Raw genomic sequence first — 25,570 nt, 5'->3', positions numbered from 1 at the left:
GAGAATTCATGAGCTTACACCATGGATCGGTTCGGGTCTTCCGGTGTTGTTGAGGGCCCCTTCGCGAGCAGGCTCGCTCCCACATTTGAAATGCGATCCCCTGTGGGAGCGAGCCTGCTCGCGATGGCGGCATTCCAGGCGATAAAATTTTAGGTTGACCAAGGAGAACGATCGTTCTACTGTTCGCCACATGAACAAATTAACCAGCAACGACACACGCGACATCATTCTGGATGTCACCGAAAAGTTGATCTACAAAAGTGGCATCGCGGCCACCGGCATGGACCTTCTGGTGAAAACCGCTGGCGTCTCCAGAAAAAGTATTTACCGCTACTTCGCCAACAAGGAAGAACTGACTGTCGCGGCCCTGCAACGCCGCGATGTACGCTGGATGCACTGGTACAAGAACGCCGTCGATCAGGCTGAAACACCCGCCGACCGGCTGCTCAACCTGTTTACCGTGCTCAAGGGCTGGTTCACCTCGGAAGGCTTCCGCGGTTGCGCCTTCATCAACACCAGCGGCGAAACCGGCGACCCGCAAGACCCGGTTCGCCTGGTCGCCAAAGAACACAAACAAAAGCTGCTCGACTACGTGCGCGAGCTCTGCACCGAACATGGCGCTACCGACCCGGACACGCTGGCCAAACAGCTGCTGATCCTGATCGACGGTGCCATTACCGTGGCGCTTGTCATGGGTGATCACAGTGCTGCCGATAATGCGCAATGCATGGCGCGAAAGTTATTGGACTTGTAACACTTCATATAAGCCCGACAACGTGTTTGAACTTTAATTTTACTGGGAGACTATACATGTCTAACGCTGAAGTTCGTCCTCCATTACCGCCCTTCACCCGTGAATCGGCCATCGAAAAAGTTCGCTTGGCCGAAGACGGCTGGAACTCTCGCGACCCGGAACGCGTGTCGCTGGCTTACACCCTGGACACCAAATGGCGTAACCGCGCCGAGTTCGCAAACAACCGTGAAGAAGCCAAAAGTTTCCTGACCCGCAAATGGGCCAAGGAACTGGATTATCGCTTGATCAAGGAACTCTGGGCCTTCACCGGCAACCGAATCGCTGTGCGTTATGCCTATGAATGGCACGACGACTCGGGCAACTGGTTCCGCTCCTACGGCAACGAAAACTGGGAGTTCGACGAGAACGGGCTGATGGCCAATCGGTTTGCCAGCATCAACGACCTGCCGATCAAGGAAAGCGAGCGCAAATACCACTGGCCGCTGGGGCGCCGGCCGGATGATCACCCAGGGCTGTCTGACCTCGGTCTATAGGATCCTGTAGGAGCCGGGCTTGCCCGCGATGGCGGTACCACATTCAACACTTCAGTTGCTTGTGACATCGCCATCGCGGGCAAGCCCGGCTCCTACAGGGATTCGGGTGAGGCATAGATCCAATGTGGGATCCAGACGGGTCGCCGCAGAAGTCGGATCTAGGTAAGATACCGGCCCTTCCCCGCAGCCCTTTCCTGCACCCCGCCGAATAAGCCGATTCCATGCCTTTCGAACTCAGCGTTGACCTCACCACTTTGGCCATTCTGGCCGTTGTTGCCTTTATTGCCGGTTTCATCGACGCGATTGCCGGGGGTGGCGGTCTGCTGACCACCCCGGCACTGCTGACCGCCGGCCTGCCGCCGCATCTGGTGCTGGGCACCAACAAGTTGAGTTCGACCTTCGGCTCGGCCACCGCCAGTTTTACCTTCTACCGTCGCAAGCTGTTCCATCCCCGGCAGTGGGTGCACGCCATCGTCGGCACACTGATCGGCGCATTAACCGGCGCCGTGGTCGCGCATTACTTGCCGGCCGAGTGGCTGAACAAAATGCTCCCGGTGATCGTCTTCGCCTGCGGCGTGTATCTGTTGTTCGGCGGCACACCCAAGGCACCGCTGGACAGCGATGCACCGATCAAGAAAAAGTGGCAATCGACCCAAGGTTTCAGCCTCGGTTTCTACGACGGCGTGGCCGGACCCGGCACGGGTGCGTTCTGGACCGTCAGCAGCCTGCTGATGTACCCCATCGATCTGGTGAAGGCCAGCGGCGTGGCGCGCAGCATGAACTTCGTCAGCAACATTGCGGCGCTGTCGGTGTTTGTGTTTTCCGGGCAGGTGGACTGGATCATCGGCCTGAGCATGGGCCTGTCGGTGATGGTCGGTGCGTTCTTCGGGGCTCGCACCGCCATCAGTGGCGGCGCGAAGTTCATTCGACCGGTGTTCATCACCGTGGTGCTGGGCTTGACCGTACGCTTAGCCTGGCAGCACTGGTTCAGCGTGGCCTAAGCGCCGCGCCACATAGACATCAATCAGGTAACGGGCAATCGAGCGCGATGCCGGCAACGGCGGCAGCGCGTGAACGTTGAACCACTGGGCGTCTTCGATTTCGTCTTCCTGACAGACAATCTCGCCACCGGCGTACTCGGCATGGAAACCCAGCATCATCGAATGCGGGAACGGCCAGCACTGGCTGCCCAGATACTGGATGTTCTTGACCTCGATCTGCACTTCCTCGCGAACCTCGCGAATCAGGCAATCCTCTGCCGACTCACCCGGTTCGGCAAACCCGGCCAGCGTGCTGTAGACCCCACTGACGAAACGCGGCGAACGGGCCAGCAACACTTCATCGCCACGGGTCACCAGCACGATCATGCTCGGCGAAATGCGCGGGTAATAGCGCAAATCACACGGTTCGCAGTACATAGCCCGCTCACGCGGAACTTGCGTTGCCGCCTGACCGCAGTTGCCACAAAAGCGATGCTCACGGTACCAGGTGCCAATCTGCGCGGCGTAACCAAGCACCTTGTACACCGTGTGATCGCCTTCAAGCATGAACGCCCGCAGACCTTTCCAGTTGCAACCCGCAACGTCGCTGGAACTGCGCAGTTCCAGCAGATAGACCGCCTCTCCGTCCAGATGGCCAATGCCATGCTCGGCGAGAATCGACAGGTCCTGACGCTTGAGCCATTCGCGCGGAAACAGTGCGCCATTGTCATCGAACAGGAAGCCTTCCGGGCTGCGGGCCACGGCCCAGCCGCCGGGTTGATCAGTGTCCAGTACTGCGGTGGTCCAGCGTGAAGTCATTTTTAATCAATCCAGAAATTCGGGTTTCTGTTTGCTCATATGGGCAGCCATGGCCACGCGCAAGTCAGTGGATTGCAGCATGGCGGCGTTCCAGGTGGCGACGTATTCGAGGCCGTCATCGATGCGATGGTCGCGCATGTAACTGATCATCTCTTTGGTACCGGTGACCGCAATCGGTGACTTGCTGGCGATTTGCCAGGCAATGCTCATGACGCCATCCAGCAGGCTGGCGCTGTCGCTGTAGACGCGATTGACCAGGCCGATGTTGCGCGCTTCGTCGGCGCCAAAGGTGCGACCAGTGTAAGCCAGTTCACGCAGCATGCCGTCACCGATGATGCGCGGCAAGCGTTGCAACGTACCGACGTCGGCCGCCATGCCGATGTCGATTTCCTTGATGGAGAATTGCGCGTCTTCGGCGGCGTAACGCATGTCACACGCGGCGATCAGATCAATCGCCCCACCCAGGCAATAGCCCTGAATCGCGGCCAGTACCGGTTTTCGGCAATTATCGACAGCGTTGAAGGAGGCTTGCAGGGCGAGGATCTTGCGGCGCAGCAGGCGCGCGTTGCGACCGACATCCTTGCCCAGTTCATTGGCTACGCCGGCCAGCATCATCAGGTCGATGCCGGAGGAGAAATGCTTGCCGGCGCCGCTGAGGACTACCACGCGAACTTCGTCGGTGTCGTCGACCCACTGGAAAATCTCGATGATCTCGCTCCAGAACGCGGCGTTCATCGAGTTGATCTTTTCCGGGCGGTTGATCTGCACATGGGCGATGTTGTCGGCGAGTTCGACGGTGAACGCAGTGTACTGAGACATGCAGTGATCCTTTTACCGGGCAAAAAATGAGGCCCGGACTATAACAAGGCATGGGTGGGGGGAGTAAGGCAGTGGTTCGGCCAAAAACGGGACTCGGCAGAGTTTTGTGGTGTCTGGGTCGGCCCTTTCGCGAGCAGGCTCGCTCCTACAGGGGATTTGTGTGGGAGCGAGCCTGCTCGCGAAGGCCACACCGCCGATTTAACCGCCCTTCACCCCACAAACGCCAACGAAGGCACCGGGATAATAATGCTGTCGAACATAGCGCCAGGGTTTGCGTTTTCCTTGCAAAAATCGCCAGATAGAAATGAATAATTGTTCTCACTGCGGTGTTCTTATTACATGACCCAAAACGATCGTGGTTTTAACCGAAACCCGTAACCCTTGGAGCCTTGCCCATGAACGCGCGCTTTGTTGTTTTCACCGCCCCGCTGCTGCTTGCCGGTTGTCTGACGGCTGCGCTGACCAGTTCGCTGGCCGTGGCCCATGGCGACGATGACGCGCCCGCCAAACCCAACTGCCCTAAAGGTCAGGTCTTCGACTCCAGATCGCAAAAATGCCTCAAACAAACCAGCAGTCTGGTGCCGGACGACGACCGCACCAATTACGCCTATCGTCTGGCCAAGGACGGTCGTTACGAAGAAGCCTTGGCCCTGCTCGATACGCTAAAAGAACCAAATACTGCCAAAGCCTTGAACTATCGCGGTTACGCCACGCGTAAACTGGGGCGCACCGACGAAGGCATCGGTTACTACCTGCAATCGGTCAAACTCGACCCGCGGTATGCGAAAGTACGCGAATACCTCGGCGAAGCGTATGTGATCAAAGGACGGCTGGACCTGGCTCAAGAACAGTTGCAGCACATCAAATCGATCTGCGGCAGCACCTGCGAGGAATACCAGGACCTGGCCGAAGCCATTAACGATTCATCGAAAACCTGACACCTAGTACAGACGGAGGTCGCCATCGCCAGCGATCAAACAATCAGGGCCGAACTGGGCCAGCATTTAGCGCGTTTGTGGCGCTATGGCTTGTTGTTGTCCCGGCAACGACATGTGGCCGAAGACCTGGTGCAGTCGACCTGCGTGCGGGCGCTTGAACGTGCCGGGCAGTTTGACCCCGAGACGCGCATGGACCGCTGGCTGCTGAGCATTCTGCATTCGATCTGGCTCAACGAAGTACGCTCCCGACGGGTACGCCAGGGTCAGGGATTGGTGGATGCCGAAAGCCAGTTGTCGTTTGACGGCGAGCACGCGGCGCAAACCCATGTGCGCGCGGCTCAAGTGATCCGGCGAGTGGACGCGTTGCCCGAAACCCAACGCGAAACGGTGTACCTGGCGTACGTCGAAGGTTTGTCGTACCGCGAAGTCGCCGAGGTGCTGCAAGTGCCTATTGGCACGGTCATGAGCCGGCTGGCCGCTGCACGGGTAAAACTGGCCGAATATCCACCGCTGCATGCCGTACCGAACCCTTTCACGGGAGAACGTCGATGAACGATCGCGCCACACCCTCAGACGAGCAACTCGTGGCCTATCTCGACGACCAACTCGATGTCGAACAACGCACTCGCATCGACACGGCCCTCGCCGAAGACTCGACGCTCAACCTGCGCCTGCAATGGCTGGCCCGCAGCAGCCTGCCGTTCAAGGAGGCTTATGCCGAAATGGGCCAACAGGCGCCCCGGGACCGATTGCAGCTCATGCTCGACAGATTACCGTCCCCTGAGCGCCCGTCGATGAATCGCCGCTGGTTTCTCGCGGCCGCGGCCAGTCTGGTGGTCGGCAGCGTGGTGGCGGACCGTTTGTTCCTCAGTTGGCAATCGAGCCAACAAAAGCCCAATTGGCGCGGGCTGGTGGCGGATTACATGTCGCTCTACGTGCCCGAAACCCTGGAGCACTTACCCAGCGATGAATCCACGCAAAGGGCGCAACTGCAAGTCATCGACACGCGCCTGGGCCTGAACCTGTCGCCGGCAAAACTGCTACTGCCACGGTCCGAATTCCGGCGCGCTCAAATCCTTGAATACGAGGGTGTGCCCATTGCGCAGATAACCTACCTCGACCCGGTGCATGGCCCGATTGCGCTGTGTGCGACCCGCTCCAACAGCGGCAGTCGACACTTCGCCCGCGAACGCCGGCATGGCATGAACGTCGTGTACTGGGCAGACATGGAACACGCCTGGATGCTGATCGGACACAACCCGGCGTCGGAGCTGGAGGACATGGCGAAATTGTTGCGAACCCGGTTTAGCACGTAGCCTGTAGCAGCTGCCGAGCCCGCGAGGCTGCGTTCGAGGACGTAGTCCTCGCGAATCGGGGTTGTGTGGTTTTTCTGAAATAACCGGTTGCCTGATTTTACGAGGACTGTGTCCTCGAACGCAGCCTCGCGGGCTCGGCAGCTGCTACAAAGAAGGCGTCAGGTTTGAGTGGGCAACCACAAACGGAACCGTGCGCCGCCCAGAGGCGACGGTTCGACTGTCAGTGTGCCACCTTGCGCTTCCAGCGCCCGACGGCTGATCGCCAGTCCCAGGCCAAAACCACCCGTCGCTCGATCCCGACTGCGATCCAGCCGATAAAACGGTTCGAAGATCCGCTCCCGCTCATCATCCGGAATGCCGATCCCATCGTCATCCACCCATATCTCACAGCCCTTCGCGCACACTTGCACACTAATCTGAATGCGTTTTTCGCAATAGCGCATGGCATTGCGCAGCAGGTTTTGAATCGCGCGGGCGGTCAGGCGCGGGTCAAGCGTGAAGCGTTCGAGTTGGCCGTGAAGCCGCACGTCCATCACGACGTGCGGCGACTCCAGTTCTTCATCAACGCTCCCCAGGATGCTGTCGATAAACTCATCCAGCGACACTTCAATCTGTTCCGGCAACTGTGCCGGGTTTTGCAGGCGGCTGTAGGACAGCAACTCCAGGACCAACTCATCGAGTTCGCGGATGTGCGCGACCAACGCTTGCAAGCGCTCGCGGCTGGCCGTGGGCAAATCGTCGGACAGTGCCAGGGCCAGGCCGAAGTCCAGACGGGTCAGCGGCGTGCGCAGTTCGTGGGACACCGCATTGAGCAAGTCGCGCTGCTGGTTCAGCAGGTTTTCGATGTCGCCGGCCATGGTGTCGAAGACGTTGGCCAGGCTGCCGATGTTGGAGTGTCGGGAAATCTGCGTGCGCTCGCTCAAGAGGCCTTTGCCGAAACGTTCGGCGGTGCGCTTGAGGCGTTCCAGATCGCGCCAGTGTGGGCGCAGCCACAGCAGCAGGCACGCGAGCATGGTCGCACCGATCAGCACGTTGATGCTCCAGTACAACAGGCTGACGTCCATTGGGTCCGGCGGCACAACCATTTGTACGACCAATTGCTCGTTCAGCGGCGCCACGGCCAGGGTGCGCCAGCCCCAGTCGCCGATGCGCACCACGTTCTCGCCTCGCTGCAGGCTTTCGCGCTCGAACAGGGTGAAATCGGGATCGTCATTGCGCGTCAACACGATGTGTAGCGGGGCGAAATCCTTGTCCATCTCGACCGCCATTGCCGGCCATTGCGCTTCGGGCACGGCGTGGAATTGTTTGACGATGAGGGTTTGCAAGCCGCGCGAATAGTCGAGGTTGTAGGTGACGAAGCGCTCATGGAAAACCTTGATCACCAGGTCTGGCACCAGATAAATCGCCGCGCTGAACGAAACGATGGTCACCAGGTACAGGCGAAACAGAATCCTGAACATCGTCTCAGCATTCCCACTCTGAACGGCTGAACAGGTAACCCTTGCCCCACACGGTCTTGATCTTGCGCGCCTCGCCCGCGTTGTCGTCGAATTTGCGCCGCAACTTGGAAATCGCCACATCCACCGAGCGGTCGGTGCCGTTGAACTCGATGCCGCGCAGGCGTTGCAGGATCTGGTCGCGGCTCAGCACTTCGCCGGCATGACGAGCCAGCACCACTAAAAGGTTGTACTCGCCGCTGGACAGCTCGACCAGTTGCTCGCGCCAGGTCACGGTGCGCTCGGACAGGTCGATGCACAGGTTGCCCATGAGGATACGGTCGTTGACGGCCTGCGGCTCGCCAAGGCTGCTGCGGCGCAACAGCGTGCGTACGCGGGCCAGCAAAACACGGGGCTCGCAGGGCTTGGTGACGTAATCATCGGCGCCCATTTCCAGGCCCAGGACTTGATCGTGGCTGTCGTCGCGGGCGGTGAGCATCAGGATCGGCAGCGTGGCCGAATCTGCGCGCAGCAAGCGGCAGACTTGCAGACCGTCGAGGCCCGGCAGCATCAGGTCGAGGATCACCAGGTCCGGGGGATTGACCCGCGCGCGCTCACGCACGTGGTCGCCACGGCTGATCACGCTGACTGAATAGCCGTTGCGTTCCAGGTAGCTGGCGATCAGTTCGGAGAGCGCGGTGTCGTCTTCGACCAAGAGGATGTTGGGCATGGGTGTTTCCAGAAAGTGCAGTGGCGACTGATAGTCCGCTTTCGCCGGCAAGCCGGTCTCGCTCCCACAAGGGATTTGGTGTGAACACAGATTCTGTGAACAGCCCCAATCACCTGTGGGAGCGAGACCGGCTTGCCGGCGAAAGCGGCCTGACCGTCGCAAAAAGTTTCAAGCTGCGAAGGATATACGCCCTCACCCCCGCCTGAGCAAAACCCTTACACAATTTCACACAGCACCAACAAAGCTTCACCGCTACCCTCGTCGGCTCCCCGTAGGATGCGGGGGGTCAATATTGGGGTATTTCCATGTCAAAGAATCTGCTTGCCGCGTTCGGCCTGCTTGCACTGGTGCTGACGCTGAGCGCCTGTGACAAGTCCTCCAACGCCGAAGAACAGGCACCGCTGGCCACCGTGCGTATCGAAACCATCGAAGCCCGGCCTCTGTCGATCACCAGCGAACTCAGCGGGCGGATTGCTGCGCCACGGATGGCCGAAGTCCGCGCCCGTGTCGCCGGCGTCGTGCTGCAACGCACCTTCAATGAAGGCAGCGATGTGAAAAAAGGCGACGTGCTGTTCCGTATCGATCCGGCCCCGTTCAAGGCTGACCTGGACAGCGCCGAAGCCGCGTTGCGCAAAGCCGAGGCCAATGCGTTCCAGGCCCGTCTGCAAGAGCAGCGTTATGCCCAGTTGATCGAAGGCAACGCCATCAGCGGCCAGGATTACGACAACGCCCGTGCCAACGTGCGGCAAACCGCAGCGGATGTCGCCGCCAACAAAGCGGCCGTGGAGCGGGCGAAACTCAACCTCGGTTACGCCACGGTCACCGCGCCGATTTCCGGGCGCGTCGGCCGTGCACTGGTGACCGAAGGCGCGCTGGTCGGGCAGAACGAAACCACGCCACTGGCGCTGATTCAGCAGCTCAACCCCATTCATGCCGACCTGACCCAGTCGACCCGCGAACTCAACGACCTGCGCCGGGCCTTCCGCTCCGGCCAGTTGCAGCAAGTCGGTCAGGGTCAAGCCAAAGCCACGTTGATCCAGGACGACGGCAGCCTCTACCCGCTACCGGGCAAGCTGCTGTTCACCGACATTACCGTGGACCCCGGCACTGGCCAGATCATCCTGCGCAGCGAGTTCCCCAACCCGGACCTCGACTTGCTACCCGGCAGTTTCGTCCGTGTACGCCTCGAGCAAGCGGTGAACCAGCAAGGCATCAGCGTGCCGCAACGGGCGATCCAGCGTGACAGCGCCGGTATTGCGCAAGTGTTGCTGCTCGACGCCGAGGAGCGCGTTGGCTTGCAACCGGTTGAACTGGGCGCGGTGCAGGACGATCGCTGGATCGTCACCGGCGGTCTCAAGCCTGGCGACCGCATTGTCATCGAAGGCCTGCAACACGCACGCCCCGGTGAGCAGGTCCAGATCGACAGTACCCCTCTTCCACTTGCCCAGGTTTCTGGTCAGTAAGCAGGACGCTTTTTTATGCCGCAGTTCTTTATTGATCGCCCGGTATTTGCCTGGGTGGTTGCCTTGTTCATCCTGCTGGCCGGCGCACTGGCCATTCCGCAGTTACCGGTGGCGCAGTACCCCGACGTCGCGCCGCCGCAAATCGAAATTTACGCCGTGTACCCTGGCGCTTCGGCGCAGACCGTGGACGAGAGCGTGGTCAGCCTGATCGAGGAAGAACTCAACGGTGCCGATCATTTGCTGTACTTCGAGTCGCAAAGCAGCCTTGGCAGCGCCACCATCAAGGCCACGTTCCAACCGGGCACTGACCCGGAAATGGCTCAGGTCGATGTGCAAAACCGCCTCAAGGTGGTGGAGTCGCGGCTGCCGCAAGCGGTCATTCAGCAAGGCCTGCAAGTAGAAAAAGTCTCCGCCGGCTTCCTGCTATTGGTCACCCTCACCTCCAGCGACGGCAAGCTCGACGACGTGGCGCTCAGCGATTACCTGGCGCGCAACGTGATGAACGAGATCAAGCGCCTGGACGGCGTCGGCAAGGCGCAGTTGTATGGTGCCGAACGGGCCATGCGCATCTGGATCGACCCGCAGAAGCTGATCGGTTTCAACCTGACCCCGGCCGACGTCAACGCGGCCATTGTCGCGCAAAACGCCCAGGTGTCCGCTGGCAGCATCGGCGACCTGCCGACCCGCACCACACAGGAAATCACCGCGACCATTTTGGTGAAGGGCCAGTTGTCGACGCCGCAAGAATTTGCTGACATCGTCCTCAAGGCCAGCCCCGATGGCTCTACCGTGCGCATCGGCGATGTCGCACGGGTCGAGATCGGCAGCCAGGAATACAATTTCTCTACCCGCCTGAACGGCAAACCGTCGACCGCTGTCAGCGTGCAACTGGCGCCGGGGGCCAATGCCCTGAGCACCGCCACGCTGGTGCGCGCGAAGATGGACGAACTGTCGCGCTACTTCCCGGCCGGCGTGGAATACAAGATCCCTTACGACACCTCGCCCTTCGTCAAGGTCTCGATCACCAAAGTGGTTTACACCCTTGGCGAGGCGATGCTGTTGGTGTTTGCGGTGATGTTTCTGTTCCTGCAAAACATCCGATATACGCTGATCCCGACGCTGGTGGTGCCGGTGGCGCTGATGGGCACGTTCGCGACCATGTTGGCGCTGGGGTTCTCGATCAACGTGCTGACCATGTTCGGTATGGTACTGGCCATCGGTATTCTGGTGGACGACGCCATTGTGGTGGTGGAGAACGTCGAGCGCATCATGGCCACCGAAGGCCTGTCGCCCAAGGAGGCGACGCGCAAGGCCATGAAGCAGATCACCGGAGCGATCATCGGCATCACGCTGGTACTGGTGGCGGTGTTTATTCCGATGGCGTTCATGCAAGGTTCGGTCGGGGTGATTTACCGGCAGTTCTCGTTGTCCATGGCCACCTCGATCCTGTTCTCCGCGTTTCTTGCGCTGACGTTGACCCCGGCGTTGTGCGCGACACTGCTGAAGCCGATTGCCAAGGGTGAGCATCACGAGAAAAGCGGTTTCTTCGGCTGGTTCAATCGGGGTTTTGACCGTTTGACCGAACGCTATCAACGTTGGGTCGCCTACGCACTGAAACGCAGCGGGCGTTACCTGCTGATCTATGGCGTGCTGCTGATCGGTCTGGCGGTGTGTTTCAGTCGCCTACCCTCCTCGTTCCTGCCGGTCGAGGACCAGGGTTACACCATCACCGACATTCAACTGCCACCCGGTGCAAGCAAGAACCGGACGGTGCAGGTGGTTGAACAGATAGAAGCGCATAACGCCACGGAACCGGGCATTGGCGACAGCACCATCATTCTTGGCTTCAGCTTTTCGGGCAGCGGGCAGAACGCCGCGCTGGCTTTTGCCACACTCAAGGACTGGTCTGAACGCGACAGTGACGATTCAGCGAGTTCGATTGCCGACCGGGCCAATGTCGCATTGAGTCAGATCAAGGACGCCGTGGTTTTCTCCGTTCTGCCACCGCCGGTTGACGGCCTCGGCACTTCCAGCGGTTTCGAGTTCCGCTTGCAGGACCGTGGAGGCCTTGGCCATGCCACGCTGATGCAGGCACGCAGTGAACTGCTCGCCGCTGCCGAGAAAAGCCCGATCCTGATGAACGTGCGTGAAAGTGCTTTGGCCGAAGCGCCGCAAGTGCAACTGGAAGTCGACCGCAAGCAAGCCAATGCGCTGGGCGTGTCCTTTGCCGACATCGGTAATGCGCTGTCCACCGCCGTCGGTTCGGCTTACATCAACGACTTTCCCAATCAGGGGCGCATGCAGCGGGTGGTGGTGCAGGCCGAAGGCGATCAACGCAGCCAGGTGGCCGATCTGTTGAAGATGCACGTGCGCAACAACGCGGGGAAAATGGTGCCGTTGTCGGCCTTCGTCCAGGCCAAATGGACCCAGGGCCCGGCGCAACTGACCCGCTACAACGGTTACCCCGCCATCGCCATTTCCGGCGAACCGTCACCGGGCCACAGTACCGGCGAAGCCATGGCGGAAATCGAGCGACTGGTTGCACTGGGCCCGGCGGGATTGGGTCAGGAATGGACCGGGTTGTCTTTGCAGGAACGCTTGTCCGGCAGTCAGGCGCCGATTCTGCTCGGCCTGTCGTTGCTGATCGTGTTCCTGTGCCTGGCGGCATTGTATGAGAGCTGGTCGATTCCGACCTCGGTGCTGCTGGTGGTGCCGCTGGGTGTGCTCGGCGCGGTATTGGCCGTGACCCTTCGCGGGATGCCCAACGATGTATTCTTCAAGGTCGGGCTGATCACCATCATCGGGTTGTCGGCGAAGAACGCGATCCTCATCATTGAATTCGCCAAGAGCCTGTATGACGAAGGTCATGATCTGATCGATGCAACACTGCAAGCCGCGCGCTTGCGACTGCGGCCGATTGTGATGACGTCGCTGGCGTTTATCCTCGGCGTGGTGCCATTGGCAATTGCCACCGGGGCCAGCTCGGCGAGTCAGCAAGCGATTGGTACGGGGGTGATTGGCGGGATGATCACGGCGACGCTGGCGGTGGTGTTTGTGCCGGTGTTTTTTGTGGTGGTGATGAAGTTGGTGCGCAAGCGCCATAAAACCACCTGACCAACAACATTTCCCCTGTCGGAGCGGCGGTGCGGCGATCCGACTTGCCCGCGAAGAGGCCATAACATTCAACATCACTGTTGGCTGTTATACCGCCATCGCGAGCAGGCTCGCTCCCACAGTGTTTTGCATCGGCTTCAGGGTTGTGGTCACAACCGACTGCACTGGGCTAAGGTATTTGCAAAGCCCTGACGCATCGAGCCTCCATGCCCTTCCTCGCCCGCACCCACCCTCGCCTGTCTGCCGCCACCATCCTGGGGGTGGCGACAAGCATTCTGGTGCCTGCCGATACAGTCGTTGGTAAAATTCTCGTCGGCTGGAATGTCGGGGTCTGGACTTATTTGATCCTGATGCTGTGGCTCGCAGTCCGCGCCAAGGCGCCAGATGTGAAGCGCATCGCCGAGATCGAAGACGAAAACGCCGGGCTGGTCCTGTTGGTGGTGTGCATCGCAGCGCTTGCCAGCCTGGCCACCATCACCTACGAACTGGCTGGCAGCACAGACCTGGACACCACTCGCAAGTGGCTGCATTACGGATTTACCGCACTAAGCGTCATCGGTTCGTGGCTGCTGATCGGGGTGATTTTCAGCGTGCACTACGCCCGTTTGTTTTACACGTGGGACGGCAAAGACTTGGCGTTACGCTTTGCGGAGGGGCTGGACAACCCTGATTACTGGGACTTCCTGTACTTCTCGTTCACCATCGGCGTCGCGGTGCAGACCTCGGATGTCAGCGTGGCAACGCGGGAGATGCGCAAAATTGTGCTGGCGCAGTCGCTGATCGGCTTTGTGTTCAATACGGCGATTCTCGGGTTTTCGATCAACATCGCTGCGGGGCTTTTCTGATGATTGATTTCGAAGCGCGATAGCAGACCATTCCTTTATACCTGTCATCTTTGACAGTTTCGCAGCGATTGCGCCTGGCATAGTTTTGGGCAGGCAGGAAACCTTTTCCTGCCGGATCCATTAGCCAAGGAGCAACATCATGCTTTCTACTAAACCTGATGAGTCGAAACATTCAACAACCGGTACGTTTACTGCCAGTACCGATGTCGATGGCCATTTCGTTGGCGATCCCCTGGAAATGCAGTTTTACAAAGACCAGGACAAAGGCCTTTGGTATTTGGGGGCAACTCAACGGCCTGCCTCCCAGCCACACGCGTTCAAAGGCATTGACCTGTATGTACCAGGCGACATTCCCGGGGACGGCCAAACCAGCACCTATCAGATGAAAGCATCTGATCTGGCTACAGCAAGGTATTGGCGTTACGTAGACGGCGGCCATAGCCCGTATACGTCGGTTGAAGGAACGCTCACGGTGGCTTATTTCGCTATCGAGCAAAGAATGAAAGGCTCTTTCCGTTGCACTGCGAGTTTCGGAAGTGAAACCATCACTATCACCGATGCGAACTTTGACTTGACTGGCATCACGAATGCTAAACATATCCTCCCGCGGACTAAACAAGGTCAACTCACCGCGACCTTGACAGGTGGTATCAGCCAGAAATTCGTGTCTGATTCCATAAATGTCAAACACGTCAATCAAGAACTGGCACTCACTGCGGATCAGTCCGTTTGGGAACCGCTCCCACCCAGGCAGCACCGTATCACCCTCTTCATCAAGGACGGCGTAAAAGCAGGGCGGTACAGTTTCGCCGAGGACAAAGCACTTATCCGCGCCGCTTACGTCACACCCAATCAGTCTTCCGAGGTTTTTACAGCGATCAGTGGGGAGCTGTACCTCGCATCCGACCCTACCGACAAGCATCTTGAAGGCCGTCTTTCGTTCGACGCCGAAGGCGTAGGCGATCCCGATAAAAAGGTTTCCGTAAAAGAAGGCACGTTTCGTTGGCTTGTTTAACTATCCATCGGTGCCATCCCTTGATAGACCCGCTGCTGGCATGGTGTCGAAATCTCAATCGGTCCATGGGGTTACTCCTGGCATGTTCTGTGTGGCTAAGTGTATGGTTCGGCTAATAAAAGGGTTATGCCGCTACTTAAACTGCAATACAAAACACACTGGCACGCCGCTGTAAACTGTCATGTTTGACAGTTTACAGCGGCGTCCAATAAGCGCTTTTATACGCTATCCCGGAATCTGCCTTTAATAGCGGGATATCTATTGTCATGACTGTGGAGAACGCATAAATGAAGATGAATACACCAACAACCAGGCAGGCAGTAATGGCCGGGACCTGTGTCGGAACGATTAACACTAGTGACGTGTATGAAGCAGGTCTGGTTGAGCTATACGAGCGCACCTACCCACCTCTTCATAATGACGCTTACGTCATGTTTGCCCGGCAGCGCACCACGACACCTCCTCACACGACAAAGGAAATCACGCTGTCCTTTTCCAAGGAACAGCCCAACGGCACCTACGACGCGGCATCAAATTCACACATTGTCCGCATCACTTTTGCTGACTATAGCGTCCCGGACAAACCGGTTATTTACACCCAAAACGGGGGAMCGGCCGAATTGAAATACGATGTCACCACCGGTGTTTTTTCCGGAACACTAACGAGCGTTGTTGTTGAAAACCACGACGATGACGTGGACAAAACACTAACATTAGACATGACGTTTTCAGCTAACAAGAATACTGCAATGTCCAGTCGTTCTCGCACACGATCCATCGCTGCGTAGACTTTTCAAACAACCAGGATAAAAAAAAGGAAGCCGAAGCTTCCTTTTTTATTTCATCAGCAAACTGGATTATTTAAAACTCATATCGAACGCCAACGCTTCCCCCGTAAGGCTGCTCGAAATTTTTACCGTTGCTGTAGTCGAAGTCAACATGCATATGTAATTTTTTGGTCACAGCCACAGCAACCCCTGTACCTAGCTCGGCACGAGAACCGGACAAATCATTATTAAACACGTTGTTGTTAACCTGAACCTCATTGTTTTTGGAAAACTCGTGAGCCCATGCTGCCCGCAGGTAGGGCTGAATCATAGCGCCATTCTTCAACTCGATATTTCGCCCAGCGGTCACGCCGACCTTACCGATAAAGGAACGGGTACGATCACCTTCGGCCTGTAAATCGTTATCCAGGGAATAGTTCTTGCCTTCAATGACCACCGCAGACCATTGGGTGAAGGGTTCAAGGAAGTTTCCGTTGGCGAAGGTTATATGTTTCCCGACCTCCACCGAACCACCCAGCCCCGTATTGTCATAGTCGCCTTTGGCTCGGGTGCCATCGCTCAAACTGACTTTCGCTTCATTGCGAAAACGATTGACCTTCAGGACACCGTCGAAATAGAGACCGGTTACTGGATCAATCCAGGTCAAATAGGTACCCAGATAGTAGCTCTGCACATCTCCCGAGGTGCCGGCGTCCAGGTTCAGGTCGGATTTGCTTTGCCCCGCCATCACGCCTATCAGCCAATGACCGTCCCCGATGGGTAACGGTGCGTCTGCGCCCAATGTGAAACCTTGCTGGGTTTGCTGATAACCGACACCCGAGCCATCGGCGATATTGTACTTGTTGCCATACGTACGACCCCAAGCGCCCGCGCTACCACTTCTGTATCGCAGTTCCCCCATGCGGGAGCGTAAAGATGTCAGCTCGCCTAACCAAACCGTTGAGGCGGTATTGAAGAGTGCGAGCACCGAGCGCGCGCCCGGGCTGACCGTCCGGGTAGTCGGATCGAGGATCCAGTCATTACCACTTTTCGCCAGCCCATAGGAAAAGGCCCCCAGGTCGACTGCACCATTGAACAAAGAGAATCGGGCATCACCACCGGCGGTTTCGACCACACGAATAGGCTGGCCAGCTGCCGGGTCCACACCGCTGCTGGAAATCAGCAACTCATGGTTCCCACTGGCATTTCCCGACACAACCAGCCGATCGGTCTGCCCGGTGGCGAAATCTGTGCCCATCACAAACCGGCCATCGCCCGAGAGGTTGGTGACATTCAATTGATAGAACGCGTTATCCGCACCGAAAACAACAGAGCCGCCATTATTGAGAATCAGATTTTCAACCTGGCTGTTATCCACCAACACCCATTTGGATCTGTCGTTAATGGTTGCACTGGCCACGTTTTCCAATCGACCTGTTAACACCGAATCATTTTGCAGCGTCAGCCGAGTCGTACTGTTCTGGTCAGACACGATATTGCCGGACAAGGTGCTGCCATTGACCACCATGGTTGTGTCGGCACCGCCTCTTACATCCAGCAAGGTGTCGTTTCCTGCAATTAACCGTGAGTTGTTAAGCGTGATGGCAGCTGTGGACGTAGAGGCATTGGCGAAATCCACCAGAATTGCCGGACCGCTTGTTCCCTGGACAGTCGTGTTTGTAAGGTTGAGTACAGCGGGTTGGACCTCATTTGGGTCAAGTCCGATGAGTACACCGTTTTGCCCACCGACAATGGTGCTGTTGGTCGCGTTTGCGTGCCCACTCTGCAACTGCAACCCATAACTGGTCGCGCCGGTCCCCTGAATGGTGGAATCGGTGACATCAAGTGTACTGAAAGCACTGACCAACGCGCCGCCCAATACGCCGCTGATGGTGCTGTTACCGGTCACGACAGCGGTTGAGCCCGTCTGAGTGGCAGAGTTTCTAACGACCTGCAACCCGAGTCGGTTACCGTTAACCGTGCTGTTATCGATTACAGCATTACTATTGCTCAACAGCACCGCGRCAAGACCGCCAACACCCGTTACGGTTGCGCCTTTCAAGTTGACGCTCGAGCCATTATTGGCAGAAATCTGTTGCGTGACACCGCCGGGATTTACGTTAAGTGTTGAATTATTAGAGGTGATGCCTAATGTTTTGGCATTGACCGTCAGCGTGGCATTTTGGCTCAGGGACCAGGTTTCCGGTGTGCCGCCATTGACTGTTTCGTTTCCTCCAACGACAGGCGCCGCCGTTGAAAACGAAGTAAACAGTGCCAATAACGAAGGGCACAGTAATACTCGCCGCGACGGTTGCTTGAGAATGGATGAAGATTTGCCTCGCATAATTTACACCTACCTTGATATAGCACTTGGCTGGCGCACTCGAACACGAGCAAGCCTGCTTTTTGAGGGTCGCTAGGCTATCTGGACGCTGCACAAAGTTCTGTAGGATTAATCCTTTTTTTACGCGGGTAAAATCGCTCCACATGTAGGCTAAGTACAGATTAGTATTACGGTATAATAATGCGGCAGGCGTTATAGCCTGCCGCATTGTTGTAACACCAAGATTTCAGGGTAAAGGGTCCACCTCTTCGCAATACTGCAACTCACTGTTTGTTAAAAATACGCGATGGGTCGCAGGTAGAGATTCTGGTGTATCAGCACCTCCGTCGCGGGTAATGGAATAGGTAAGCACTCCATCCACACCATGCAATGGTCTGAAGTGGGTCAAATAAGTACCTATTTCAATAACTACGCCTTCATCAGGAAACTCGCCATCTATGTCATGCGTAGCGGTAGTTTCAATGGGTGTCGGGGGGGTATCGGAGGTTTCTCCTTTCCACGTCAACGTAATGGTTTCTTTATCCACAGTGAATTTGTTTTTAGAAATACGTACTTGCAGGTTTCGCCTGGAGTTACCGTCCCCTCCAGATCCAAAGTTCAAGGTAGAACAGCCAATAAGCTTTGCCGGCCCTGCCAACTTTAATACTTCAGGCTTGGCCATTTCGATTGGGAATTCTTCAACAATGATATCTTTTGTACGAGAGCGGGTTGGGTTATTACCGGTTGCTGTAAACAACACATAGCGTAAAACCTTGGTTCCGCTTTGCTGAGCAAGCACAGTCTGCCATGGAAGGTCGACGCTCAGCGTTGTGCCTTCCTGGTCCGTCGTTAACGGAATGGTCGCGCCAACCTTGATATCATCATAAAAAACATCTATCAGCCACCCTTCCTCTGTAGGGGGGGTTGCGAAGAGTTTAATCGAGACCTTGATGCCGTTATCACCATAATCCTCTTCCAATATTTCATCATCATTGCCTTTTGTGGTTTTAAGCGTCGGAGGATCAAGGCCAATCAGAATCGGATCAGGACCAATATATGAAATATCAACTTTTATATTTTTAAAATTCGTGGCAATTTCGCCTTTGCCAGTGCGAAACATTTTATAGCTAACTTTCGTTGTCTCCTCCCCATCGGTGTTGCCATAATCACTTTTTATATCATCGTACGGAATAGTAAAGGTCAGCTCCGTGCTAGTCCCGACCTCTTGCTCTGGACTAATTTGTTGTGCGCCCCAATAGATAACAATAGAGTCTTTAGGCGCACTAGGCTTGGGCACCTGAACTACGACTGTTGTCATTTGGCTGTCGGCGAGATCAATTAAATCATCGCCACCAACACCATTCGCCAGGGGAATAACTGGCGGAAGTACCGTCGATGGATCAATTCCCGGCAAAAACACAACATTCCGCGTGCTGGCATTTGATCTTTTGCCTTTGTTACCAGCAAGATCGGTCACTACATAGACAAGCGAATTACTACCCTCATCCCCGTTCCGGAATACATCAGTGGGGATCTTCACTTCAAGGGATACGGGCAATACTCCCTCAAACACTGGCTCATCACGCTCCGTATCAGGCGCTACCCCCCAGAAAAATTTCACCCTGTCTGTTGCATGGTAATTACCGTAAGTAGCCGCTTTGACGGGGACTCCATCTTGATACTTGGCGAGAGAATCCTCATCTATCGGGACAGTCGGCCCCAGATCTAAAGGCCACGTAGGCGCGGCTGGCGTTAGGTTTGTGTCTGAAACTTTTATTTTATATGGAGCAGTTTTATCCACCGCGAAAGTGGTGATAAGCGAATCCCCATTATTCGTGCCGCCAGCCCAATAAACATACTGCAACTCATATTCGGTTGGGGGTTCCTCCTTAGTTTCTTCTATTAGAAAACCTACCGGAATTAAAAGTGGCAATGGCCATTGCCGACCAGAAATATCGTCATCAAGCGCTATAAACTCCTGAAGCTCAACCCAATCAGGAGCATCCTTCACACGGATAAACAGCTGTATGAGGTCTCCTGCAGCTTCAGCCGTTGGCTTTGGAATGGTGTACTCCAACGGCGCTACCAAATGTTCTATTGGTATCCGTAAATCAGGCAACAGCGTTTGTTGTGTAATGGTAGACGCTGGTGGGGGATCCGCAAGCAAACCTTCAACTCTGGAATTTTGTTGTCGCAGGAATGCTGCTCGTGTCCGATTGCCAAGTTCAACCTTTGCGTTCATTTATATAATCTCCTTCTATCAGCATCGATAGCGCAACGAACCAGGCAATGAGCCGTCGACTCCGTGCGCAACTATTCACTCTACTTCGACATTCACTTATGCTTGCGTGAACCAGGTCCACATAGACCATTACCCGCTATAACCCTGTCTACTCTCACCAGCCCTGGAATCGACTGCCCTAGCTTTTTGCTGCCGCGATACATGATGTAATTGACTACGGCGGAAGCGTTATTCTCCATAGGCTTTATATGCACATCATAGGGCTCAACCAGCACCACAAACCCTTCCTTGACATCTTGATCACTTATAGCAACGCGCTTGATTTTTTTATAAGCCCRCCGAAACTGGATACTGCTACCATTCAGGCTCGCATAAGCACGCCATACAATTTCACACCGATCTCCCACTTCAAACCCCTTGAGCGGTGGAATTTTTACTTTAATTCCATCCCACATTGGCGGATCAGTCTGGCAATTGATATATCCCCAACCGTTCGCGTCGGGAAAACCGACCTCAGGAAGGTCCTTAATGATTGGCGAATGATCGACGGTCAGTGTTCGATGAAAAGACTTGGCCGGATTATCAGCGGTATTAAGTTGTTCATACCACAAATTACCGGGGCCGTTAATTTTCAAATACTCCGGCCCGATATGGATAATGAACTCTGGCTTTATATCTGGCGGATAATAAGTATTTTCAATCTTTACTTGGGGCTGGCCAGGTTGTTCAAAAAAAACACGCAGGATGTCCCGTTCTCCGTCCTCTTTGGCGGGGTTATCCCAAAGCGGAACAACTACATCAATCCCCAGGGCCAGTAACTCAAAAGGGATGTGTCCCGCCGGATCAACGTCAGGATCGGCGACGCCAATTACTTTCGGCGGGTCGTAAGTAAGCGGTTGGCGGGAAGGCATCTAACAAATCCTCATCGGGCCGTAGCGCATTGTTCGTCGGGTAGGTGTCATGGGTTAAGTAAATTAAGCGCCGCGTGAGCAAGGCTGGCTACTGTCATATCTGACAGGTGAAGCCACCGTTCGTCGGAACACGCCCTCATCTCCCTACATTTGCGACTTGACGCATCCGTGGGAATGTTGTTTTCTGAAACCGGTTTCACAACCACCACCAATAATAAGGTTCAACCACCGTGACAGACTTCTCCGCCGCCCAGCGCAGCCGCGTGACCATGCTCGACGTCGCCGAACACGCCGGCGTCTCCAAGGCCAGCGTTTCGCGCTTCATCGGCGACGACCGCGCCCTGCTCTCCGATGCCACTGCCCTTCGCATCGAGCAGTCAATTGCCGAACTCGGCTATCGCCCGAACCAGATGGCCCGCGGTCTGAAACGCGGGCGTACCCGCCTGATCGGCATGCTGGTGGCCGATATCCGTAACCCTTATTCGATTGCCGTAATGCACGGGGTGGAAACCGCTTGCCGTCAACACGGCTACAGCCTGGTGGTGTGCAACACCGACCGCGATGACGAGCAGGAACGTCAGCACCTGGCGTTGCTGCGCTCATACAACATCGAAGGTTTGATCGTGAACACCCTGGGTCATCACCGCGACGAGCTGCGCGTGCTGCACCGCGAAATGCCGATGGTGCTGGTGGATCGCAAGGTCGAACAGTTGGAGAGCGACCTGGTCGGGCTGGACAACCCGGCGGCGGTGGATATGGCGCTGGCCCATTTGCAGGAACGCGGTTATCGCGATGTGCTGATGGTGACCGAACCGCTTGACGGCACCAGCGCGCGGATCGAGCGGGTGAGCAGTTTCAAGGCGCAGATCGCGCAGCGCCCGGCATTCAAAGGTGCGGTGATCGAGACGGGTAGCGAGCTGACCACGCAGTTAAAAACATTCTTGAACACTCCCGGCCCGGGCCCGAAAGCCTTGTTCTGTGCCAATGGCATTGCCGCGCTGGCCAGCACTCATTCGCTGCGTGAATTGCGATGCAATCTGTTTGCGGACGTGGGGCTGATCGCATTGGATGATCTGGATTGGTATCCGCTGGTGGGCAGCGGGATTACCGCGCTTGCTCAGCCGACGGAAGACATTGGTGCGAGTGCGTTTGAGTGTTTGCTCAAGCGGTTGCGCGGGGATGTCGGGGCGGTGCGGACCCTGGATTTTTCGGCGCGGTTGGTTGTGCGGGGGTCGACCCTTGGAAATTTGCGGTGAATGTTCGGGCCTCTTCGCGGGCAAGCCCGCTCCTACAGAGATCTGTGGCGTTCACAAAACCTGTAGGAGCGGCGGTGCGACGATTCGACTTGCCCGCGAAGAGGCCCTGAAGAACACCACATCATTCAGCTAGCCATTTTTTTGAACAAAAATGAAACCGGTTTCAGAGGTATAAAACAATGAATAAACCACCCGTTTCCATCAGCCTGTCCAGCTACGGCGCGGACCTCGTGCGCCAACGCGGCCAAGGCAGTTTTATCGACATATTGGCCGCTGCCGGTGCCACGCAAATTGAATGGCGCGAAGAGTTGCTGACGGATGAAAACCCGCTGCAACTGGCTGACGACAGCCGATCCCAAGGTCTGGAATGCATCTACTCCGCCCCGATGGAACTGTGGCTGGCCGGTCAGTCCAAACCCAATCCCGAACTGTTCACCACGCTTGAGCGTGCCCAAACGTTCGGCGCCAAATGGCTGAAAGTGTCCCTGGGTTACTTCACCGACAACAATGATCTGCAGGCATTGAGCCGCGTCCTTGCTCAGAGCCCGGTGCAGTTGCTGGTGGAAAACGACCAGACCTTGCACGGCGGCCGAATCGAACCGTTTCAACGCTTCTTCGGCGAGGTCGAGCAACAACGGTTGCCAATCAAAATGACCTTCGACATCGGCAACTGGCAATGGCAAGACCAGTCCGCCGCCAGCGCCGCACGGCTGCTCGGTCGGCATGTCGGTTACGTGCACTGCAAAGCGGTGACACGCCGTGCCGACGGCAAGCTGGTCGCGATCGCGCCGACGCCCAGCGACGTGCAACTGTGGGAACAACTGTTGCGCCACATGACCCAAGGCGTTATGCGGGCGGCGGAATACCCGCTGCAAGGCGATGACCTGGTGCAATTGACCCGCGAGCACGTCGCCACCCTCGCCCACCTTGGTCAACCCCGGTTGGAGAGTGCGCATGTCTGAGTTCGATATCCTGTCGTTCGGCGAGACCATGGCGATGTTTGTCGCCGAGCAAAGCGGTGATCTGGCCGACGTCGGCCAGTTCCACAAACGTATTGCCGGGGCGGACAGCAACGTAGCGATTGGCCTTTCACGACTTGGATTCAACGTGGCGTGGTTGAGCCGGGTGGGCGCCGATTCGTTGGGGCGGTTTGTCGTAGACACGTTGCGCAAAGAAGGCCTGGATTGCAGCCATGTCGCCATCGACCCGGCGCACCCGACCGGGTTTCAGCTCAAGTCCCGCACTGACGATGGCAGCGATCCGGCGGTTGAATATTTCCGTCGCGGTTCGGCGGCCAGTCATTTGTCGGTGCAGTCGATTACCCCGCAACTTCTCAATGCCCGGCACTTGCACGCCACCGGCATTCCGCCAGCGTTGTCCGCATCCGCACGGGAAATGTCCTTTGAGTTGATGACGCGCATGCGCCATGCCGGGCGCAGTGTGTCCTTCGACCCGAACCTGCGCCCAAGCCTGTGGGCCAGCGAACGGTTAATGATCACCGAGATAAACCGCCTTGCCGCCCTCGCCCATTGGGTGCTGCCGGGGTTGAGTGAAGGTCGCTTGCTGACCGGTTTTGAAGACCCGGCGGATATTGCGGCGTTTTACCTTGATCTCGGTGCTGAAGCGGTGGCGATCAAGCTGGGCCCGCAGGGCGCGTATTACCGCACACCTGTAGATCAGGGATTTGTCGCCGGTGTGCCGGTGGCAACCGTGGTCGATACGGTCGGCGCTGGTGATGGTTTTGCCGTCGGCATGATCAGCGCGCTGCTGGAAAACCAAACCGTTGCCGATGCGGTGCGGCGGGCCAACTGGATTGGTAGCCGTGCGGTGCGGAGTCGGGGGGATATGGAGGGTTTGCCGACCCGGTTCGAAATGTCCGCTGAATTTGAGGGCGTCAATCGCGAGCAAGCTCTGCTCCTACAGGACCTGTAGGAGCTTGCAGTCACTAAAGATTTAAACCGTTACCTGCTGCGACAAAAACAACAAGCTCAGGAGCACCATCATGAAAACAGCTTCACTCCCCACCCGCCGCTGGTGGTACATCATGCCCATCGTGTTCATCACCTATAGCCTGGCGTATCTGGATCGCGCCAACTACGGGTTCGCCGCTGCCTCGGGCATGGCCGCCGACCTGATGATCACGCCCGGCCTGTCGTCGATGCTCGGCGCGCTGTTCTTTCTCGGTTACTTTTTCTTTCAGGTGCCGGGCGCGATTTATGCGCAGAAGCACAGCGTCAAGAAGCTGATTTTCGTCAGCCTGATTCTCTGGGGCGGCCTCGCGACGCTGACCGGGATCGTCTCCAACGCCTACTGGCTAATCGTCATCCGCTTCATGCTCGGCGTGGTCGAAGCCGCGGTCATGCCGGCGATGCTGATCTATCTGTGTCACTGGTTTACCCGTGCCGAACGCTCGCGCGCCAACACCTTCCTGATCCTCGGCAACCCGGTGACCATGCTCTGGATGTCGGTGGTGTCGGGTTATCTGGTGCAGCATTTCAGCTGGCGCTGGATGTTCATCATCGAAGGGTTGCCGGCGGTACTCTGGGCGTTTATCTGGTGGCGGCTGGCCGATGACCGTCCGGCACAAGCCACGTGGCTCAGCGATCAAGAGAAGCAGGACCTGGAAAGCGCCCTCGCCGCCGAACAGGTCGGCATCAAAGCGGTGAAGAACTACGCCGAAGCCTTTCGCTCGCCGAAAGTGATCATCCTCGCCTTGCAGTTTTTCTGCTGGAGCATTGGGGTTTACGGTTTCGTGTTGTGGCTGCCGTCGATCCTCAAGGCCGGCGCGCAGATGGACATGATCGAGGCGGGTTGGCTGTCGGCGTTGCCGTATCTGGCCGCCGTGATTGGCATGCTGCTGGTGTCCTGGGGCTCGGACAAATTGCAGAAGCGCAAACGCTTCGTCTGGCCGCCGCTGCTGATCGCCTCCATCGCGTTCTACGGCTCTTACGCGTTGGGCGCCGAACATTTCTGGTGGTCCTACACCCTGCTGGTGATTGCCGGCGCCTGCATGTATGCGCCTTACGGGCCGTTTTTCGCGATCATCCCGGAGATTCTTCCGGCCAATGTCGCCGGGGGCGCCATGGCGCTAATCAACAGCATGGGCGCGCTGGGTTCGTTTGGCGGCTCATATCTGGTGGGCTACTTGAACAGCAGCACCGGATCGCCGGGCGCTTCGTATTTGCTGATGAGCGGCGCGTTGATGCTCTCGGTAGTGCTGACGATTTTCCTCAAGCCCGGTGCCAGTGACCGGGTTGTGGAAAAGGCAGCTGCGCAACGTCCAGCGACTGCTCACCCTTGAATTGAAAT

General features: G+C 57.0%; 22 protein-coding genes. 15 read left to right on the top strand and 7 right to left on the bottom strand.

Annotation, left to right across the window (positions count from 1 at the left end):
- The first annotated feature begins 190 nt into the window (after positions 1-190).
- From AC1DWM_RS03445 to AC1DWM_RS03435, 3 genes are all read left to right on the top strand, one after another.
- Complete coding sequence (locus tag AC1DWM_RS03445) at positions 191-754, top strand: TetR/AcrR family transcriptional regulator (RefSeq protein ID WP_223513585.1); 564 nt, start codon at positions 191-193, stop codon at positions 752-754.
- A 56-nt stretch (positions 755-810) separates the two neighbouring features.
- Positions 811-1,287 carry a nuclear transport factor 2 family protein gene (locus tag AC1DWM_RS03440; protein ID WP_477794625.1) on the top strand — a complete coding sequence of 159 codons (477 nt, stop codon included), beginning with the start codon at positions 811-813 and terminating at the stop codon, positions 1,285-1,287.
- A 221-nt stretch (positions 1,288-1,508) separates the two neighbouring features.
- Positions 1,509-2,288, top strand: a complete 780-nt coding sequence (locus AC1DWM_RS03435; protein WP_223513583.1) for a TSUP family transporter — start codon at positions 1,509-1,511, stop codon at positions 2,286-2,288.
- Here AC1DWM_RS03435 and nudC read toward each other — a convergent pair.
- Both nudC and AC1DWM_RS03425 read right to left on the bottom strand, forming a co-directional pair.
- Complete coding sequence (nudC, locus tag AC1DWM_RS03430) at positions 2,256-3,086, bottom strand: NAD(+) diphosphatase (RefSeq protein WP_223513582.1); 831 nt, start codon at positions 3,084-3,086, stop codon at positions 2,256-2,258. The two genes, AC1DWM_RS03435 and nudC, sit on opposite strands and share 33 nt — an antisense overlap.
- 6 nt (positions 3,087-3,092) lie before the next feature.
- Positions 3,093-3,905 (bottom strand): crotonase/enoyl-CoA hydratase family protein, encoded by an 813-nt coding sequence (locus tag AC1DWM_RS03425; RefSeq protein WP_223513580.1) that lies wholly within the window; start codon positions 3,903-3,905, stop codon positions 3,093-3,095.
- A gap of 395 nt (positions 3,906-4,300) precedes the next feature.
- Between AC1DWM_RS03425 and AC1DWM_RS03420 the strand changes: the two genes are divergently transcribed.
- The 3 genes from AC1DWM_RS03420 to AC1DWM_RS03410 are packed head-to-tail and all read left to right on the top strand — an operon-like array spanning position 4,301 to position 6,159.
- Entirely contained in the window at positions 4,301-4,843 is a 543-nt protein-coding gene (locus AC1DWM_RS03420; protein WP_223513578.1) for a tetratricopeptide repeat protein, read from the top strand.
- Positions 4,844-4,897: 54 nt separating this feature from the next.
- Complete coding sequence (locus AC1DWM_RS03415) at positions 4,898-5,395, top strand: RNA polymerase sigma factor (protein WP_223513891.1); 498 nt, start codon at positions 4,898-4,900, stop codon at positions 5,393-5,395.
- A complete protein-coding gene (locus tag AC1DWM_RS03410; RefSeq protein WP_223513577.1) occupies positions 5,392-6,159 on the top strand; it encodes an anti-sigma factor family protein in 768 nt (255 codons plus the stop codon). Before AC1DWM_RS03415 ends, AC1DWM_RS03410 begins: the two co-directional genes overlap by 4 nt.
- A gap of 158 nt (positions 6,160-6,317) precedes the next feature.
- Here AC1DWM_RS03410 and AC1DWM_RS03405 read toward each other — a convergent pair whose 3' ends face one another.
- Together AC1DWM_RS03405 and AC1DWM_RS03400 are read right to left on the bottom strand one after the other, a co-directional pair.
- Positions 6,318-7,619: an ATP-binding protein gene (locus tag AC1DWM_RS03405; protein ID WP_223513575.1), complete on the bottom strand. Its 1,302-nt coding sequence runs from the start codon at positions 7,617-7,619 to the stop codon at positions 6,318-6,320.
- Between the two features lie 4 nt (positions 7,620-7,623).
- Entirely contained in the window at positions 7,624-8,325 is a 702-nt protein-coding gene (locus AC1DWM_RS03400; protein WP_452626691.1) for a response regulator, read from the bottom strand.
- Positions 8,326-8,630: 305 nt separating this feature from the next.
- On the opposite strand from AC1DWM_RS03400, the gene AC1DWM_RS03395 reads away from it, so the two are divergent.
- From AC1DWM_RS03395 to AC1DWM_RS03375, 5 genes are all read left to right on the top strand, one after another.
- Complete coding sequence (locus AC1DWM_RS03395) at positions 8,631-9,788, top strand: efflux RND transporter periplasmic adaptor subunit (protein WP_223513569.1); 1,158 nt, start codon at positions 8,631-8,633, stop codon at positions 9,786-9,788.
- Between the two features lie 15 nt (positions 9,789-9,803).
- Complete coding sequence (locus AC1DWM_RS03390; protein ID WP_477794624.1) at positions 9,804-12,902, top strand: multidrug efflux RND transporter permease subunit; 3,099 nt, start codon at positions 9,804-9,806, stop codon at positions 12,900-12,902.
- 206 nt (positions 12,903-13,108) lie between these two features.
- On the top strand, positions 13,109-13,747 hold the full coding sequence (locus tag AC1DWM_RS03385; protein ID WP_223513551.1) for a DUF1345 domain-containing protein: 639 nt from the start codon (positions 13,109-13,111) through the stop codon (positions 13,745-13,747).
- Between the two features lie 139 nt (positions 13,748-13,886).
- Positions 13,887-14,762 (top strand): hypothetical protein, encoded by an 876-nt coding sequence (locus AC1DWM_RS03380; RefSeq protein WP_477794623.1) that lies wholly within the window; start codon positions 13,887-13,889, stop codon positions 14,760-14,762.
- A gap of 287 nt (positions 14,763-15,049) precedes the next feature.
- Positions 15,050-15,550, top strand: a complete 501-nt coding sequence (locus tag AC1DWM_RS03375; protein WP_477794622.1) for a hypothetical protein — start codon at positions 15,050-15,052, stop codon at positions 15,548-15,550.
- A gap of 73 nt (positions 15,551-15,623) precedes the next feature.
- On the opposite strand, the gene AC1DWM_RS03370 is transcribed toward AC1DWM_RS03375, so the two are convergent.
- The 3 genes from AC1DWM_RS03370 to AC1DWM_RS03360 form a co-directional block, all read right to left on the bottom strand.
- Positions 15,624-17,873 (bottom strand): autotransporter outer membrane beta-barrel domain-containing protein, encoded by a 2,250-nt coding sequence (locus tag AC1DWM_RS03370; RefSeq protein ID WP_477794621.1) that lies wholly within the window; start codon positions 17,871-17,873, stop codon positions 15,624-15,626.
- A gap of 226 nt (positions 17,874-18,099) precedes the next feature.
- Complete coding sequence (locus AC1DWM_RS03365) at positions 18,100-20,094, bottom strand: hypothetical protein (protein ID WP_477794620.1); 1,995 nt, start codon at positions 20,092-20,094, stop codon at positions 18,100-18,102.
- A gap of 92 nt (positions 20,095-20,186) precedes the next feature.
- Positions 20,187-21,005, bottom strand: a complete 819-nt coding sequence (locus AC1DWM_RS03360; protein WP_477794619.1) for a hypothetical protein — start codon at positions 21,003-21,005, stop codon at positions 20,187-20,189.
- A gap of 230 nt (positions 21,006-21,235) precedes the next feature.
- Here AC1DWM_RS03360 and AC1DWM_RS03355 point away from each other — a divergent pair, with 230 nt between their 5' ends.
- The 4 genes from AC1DWM_RS03355 to AC1DWM_RS03340 all read left to right on the top strand — a co-directional run bounded on the left by AC1DWM_RS03355 (position 21,236) and on the right by AC1DWM_RS03340 (position 25,562).
- A complete protein-coding gene (locus AC1DWM_RS03355) occupies positions 21,236-22,261 on the top strand; it encodes a LacI family DNA-binding transcriptional regulator (protein WP_477794618.1) in 1,026 nt (341 codons plus the stop codon).
- Between the two features lie 179 nt (positions 22,262-22,440).
- Positions 22,441-23,223 (top strand): sugar phosphate isomerase/epimerase family protein, encoded by a 783-nt coding sequence (locus AC1DWM_RS03350; protein ID WP_477794617.1) that lies wholly within the window; start codon positions 22,441-22,443, stop codon positions 23,221-23,223.
- The gene (locus AC1DWM_RS03345; RefSeq protein ID WP_477794616.1) at positions 23,216-24,193 is read left to right on the top strand and encodes a sugar kinase; all 978 of its coding nucleotides are present in this window, start codon (positions 23,216-23,218) and stop codon (positions 24,191-24,193) included. Before AC1DWM_RS03350 ends, AC1DWM_RS03345 begins: the two co-directional genes overlap by 8 nt.
- A gap of 70 nt (positions 24,194-24,263) precedes the next feature.
- The gene (locus AC1DWM_RS03340; protein WP_223513526.1) at positions 24,264-25,562 is read left to right on the top strand and encodes an MFS transporter; all 1,299 of its coding nucleotides are present in this window, start codon (positions 24,264-24,266) and stop codon (positions 25,560-25,562) included.
- Positions 25,563-25,570 lie beyond the last annotated feature (8 nt).

This window comes from Pseudomonas sp. P4_C8, assembly GCF_056401975.1.
The sequence above is the reverse complement of the archived record's forward strand: the minus strand, read 5'-3'. Positions and strand labels throughout refer to the sequence as shown.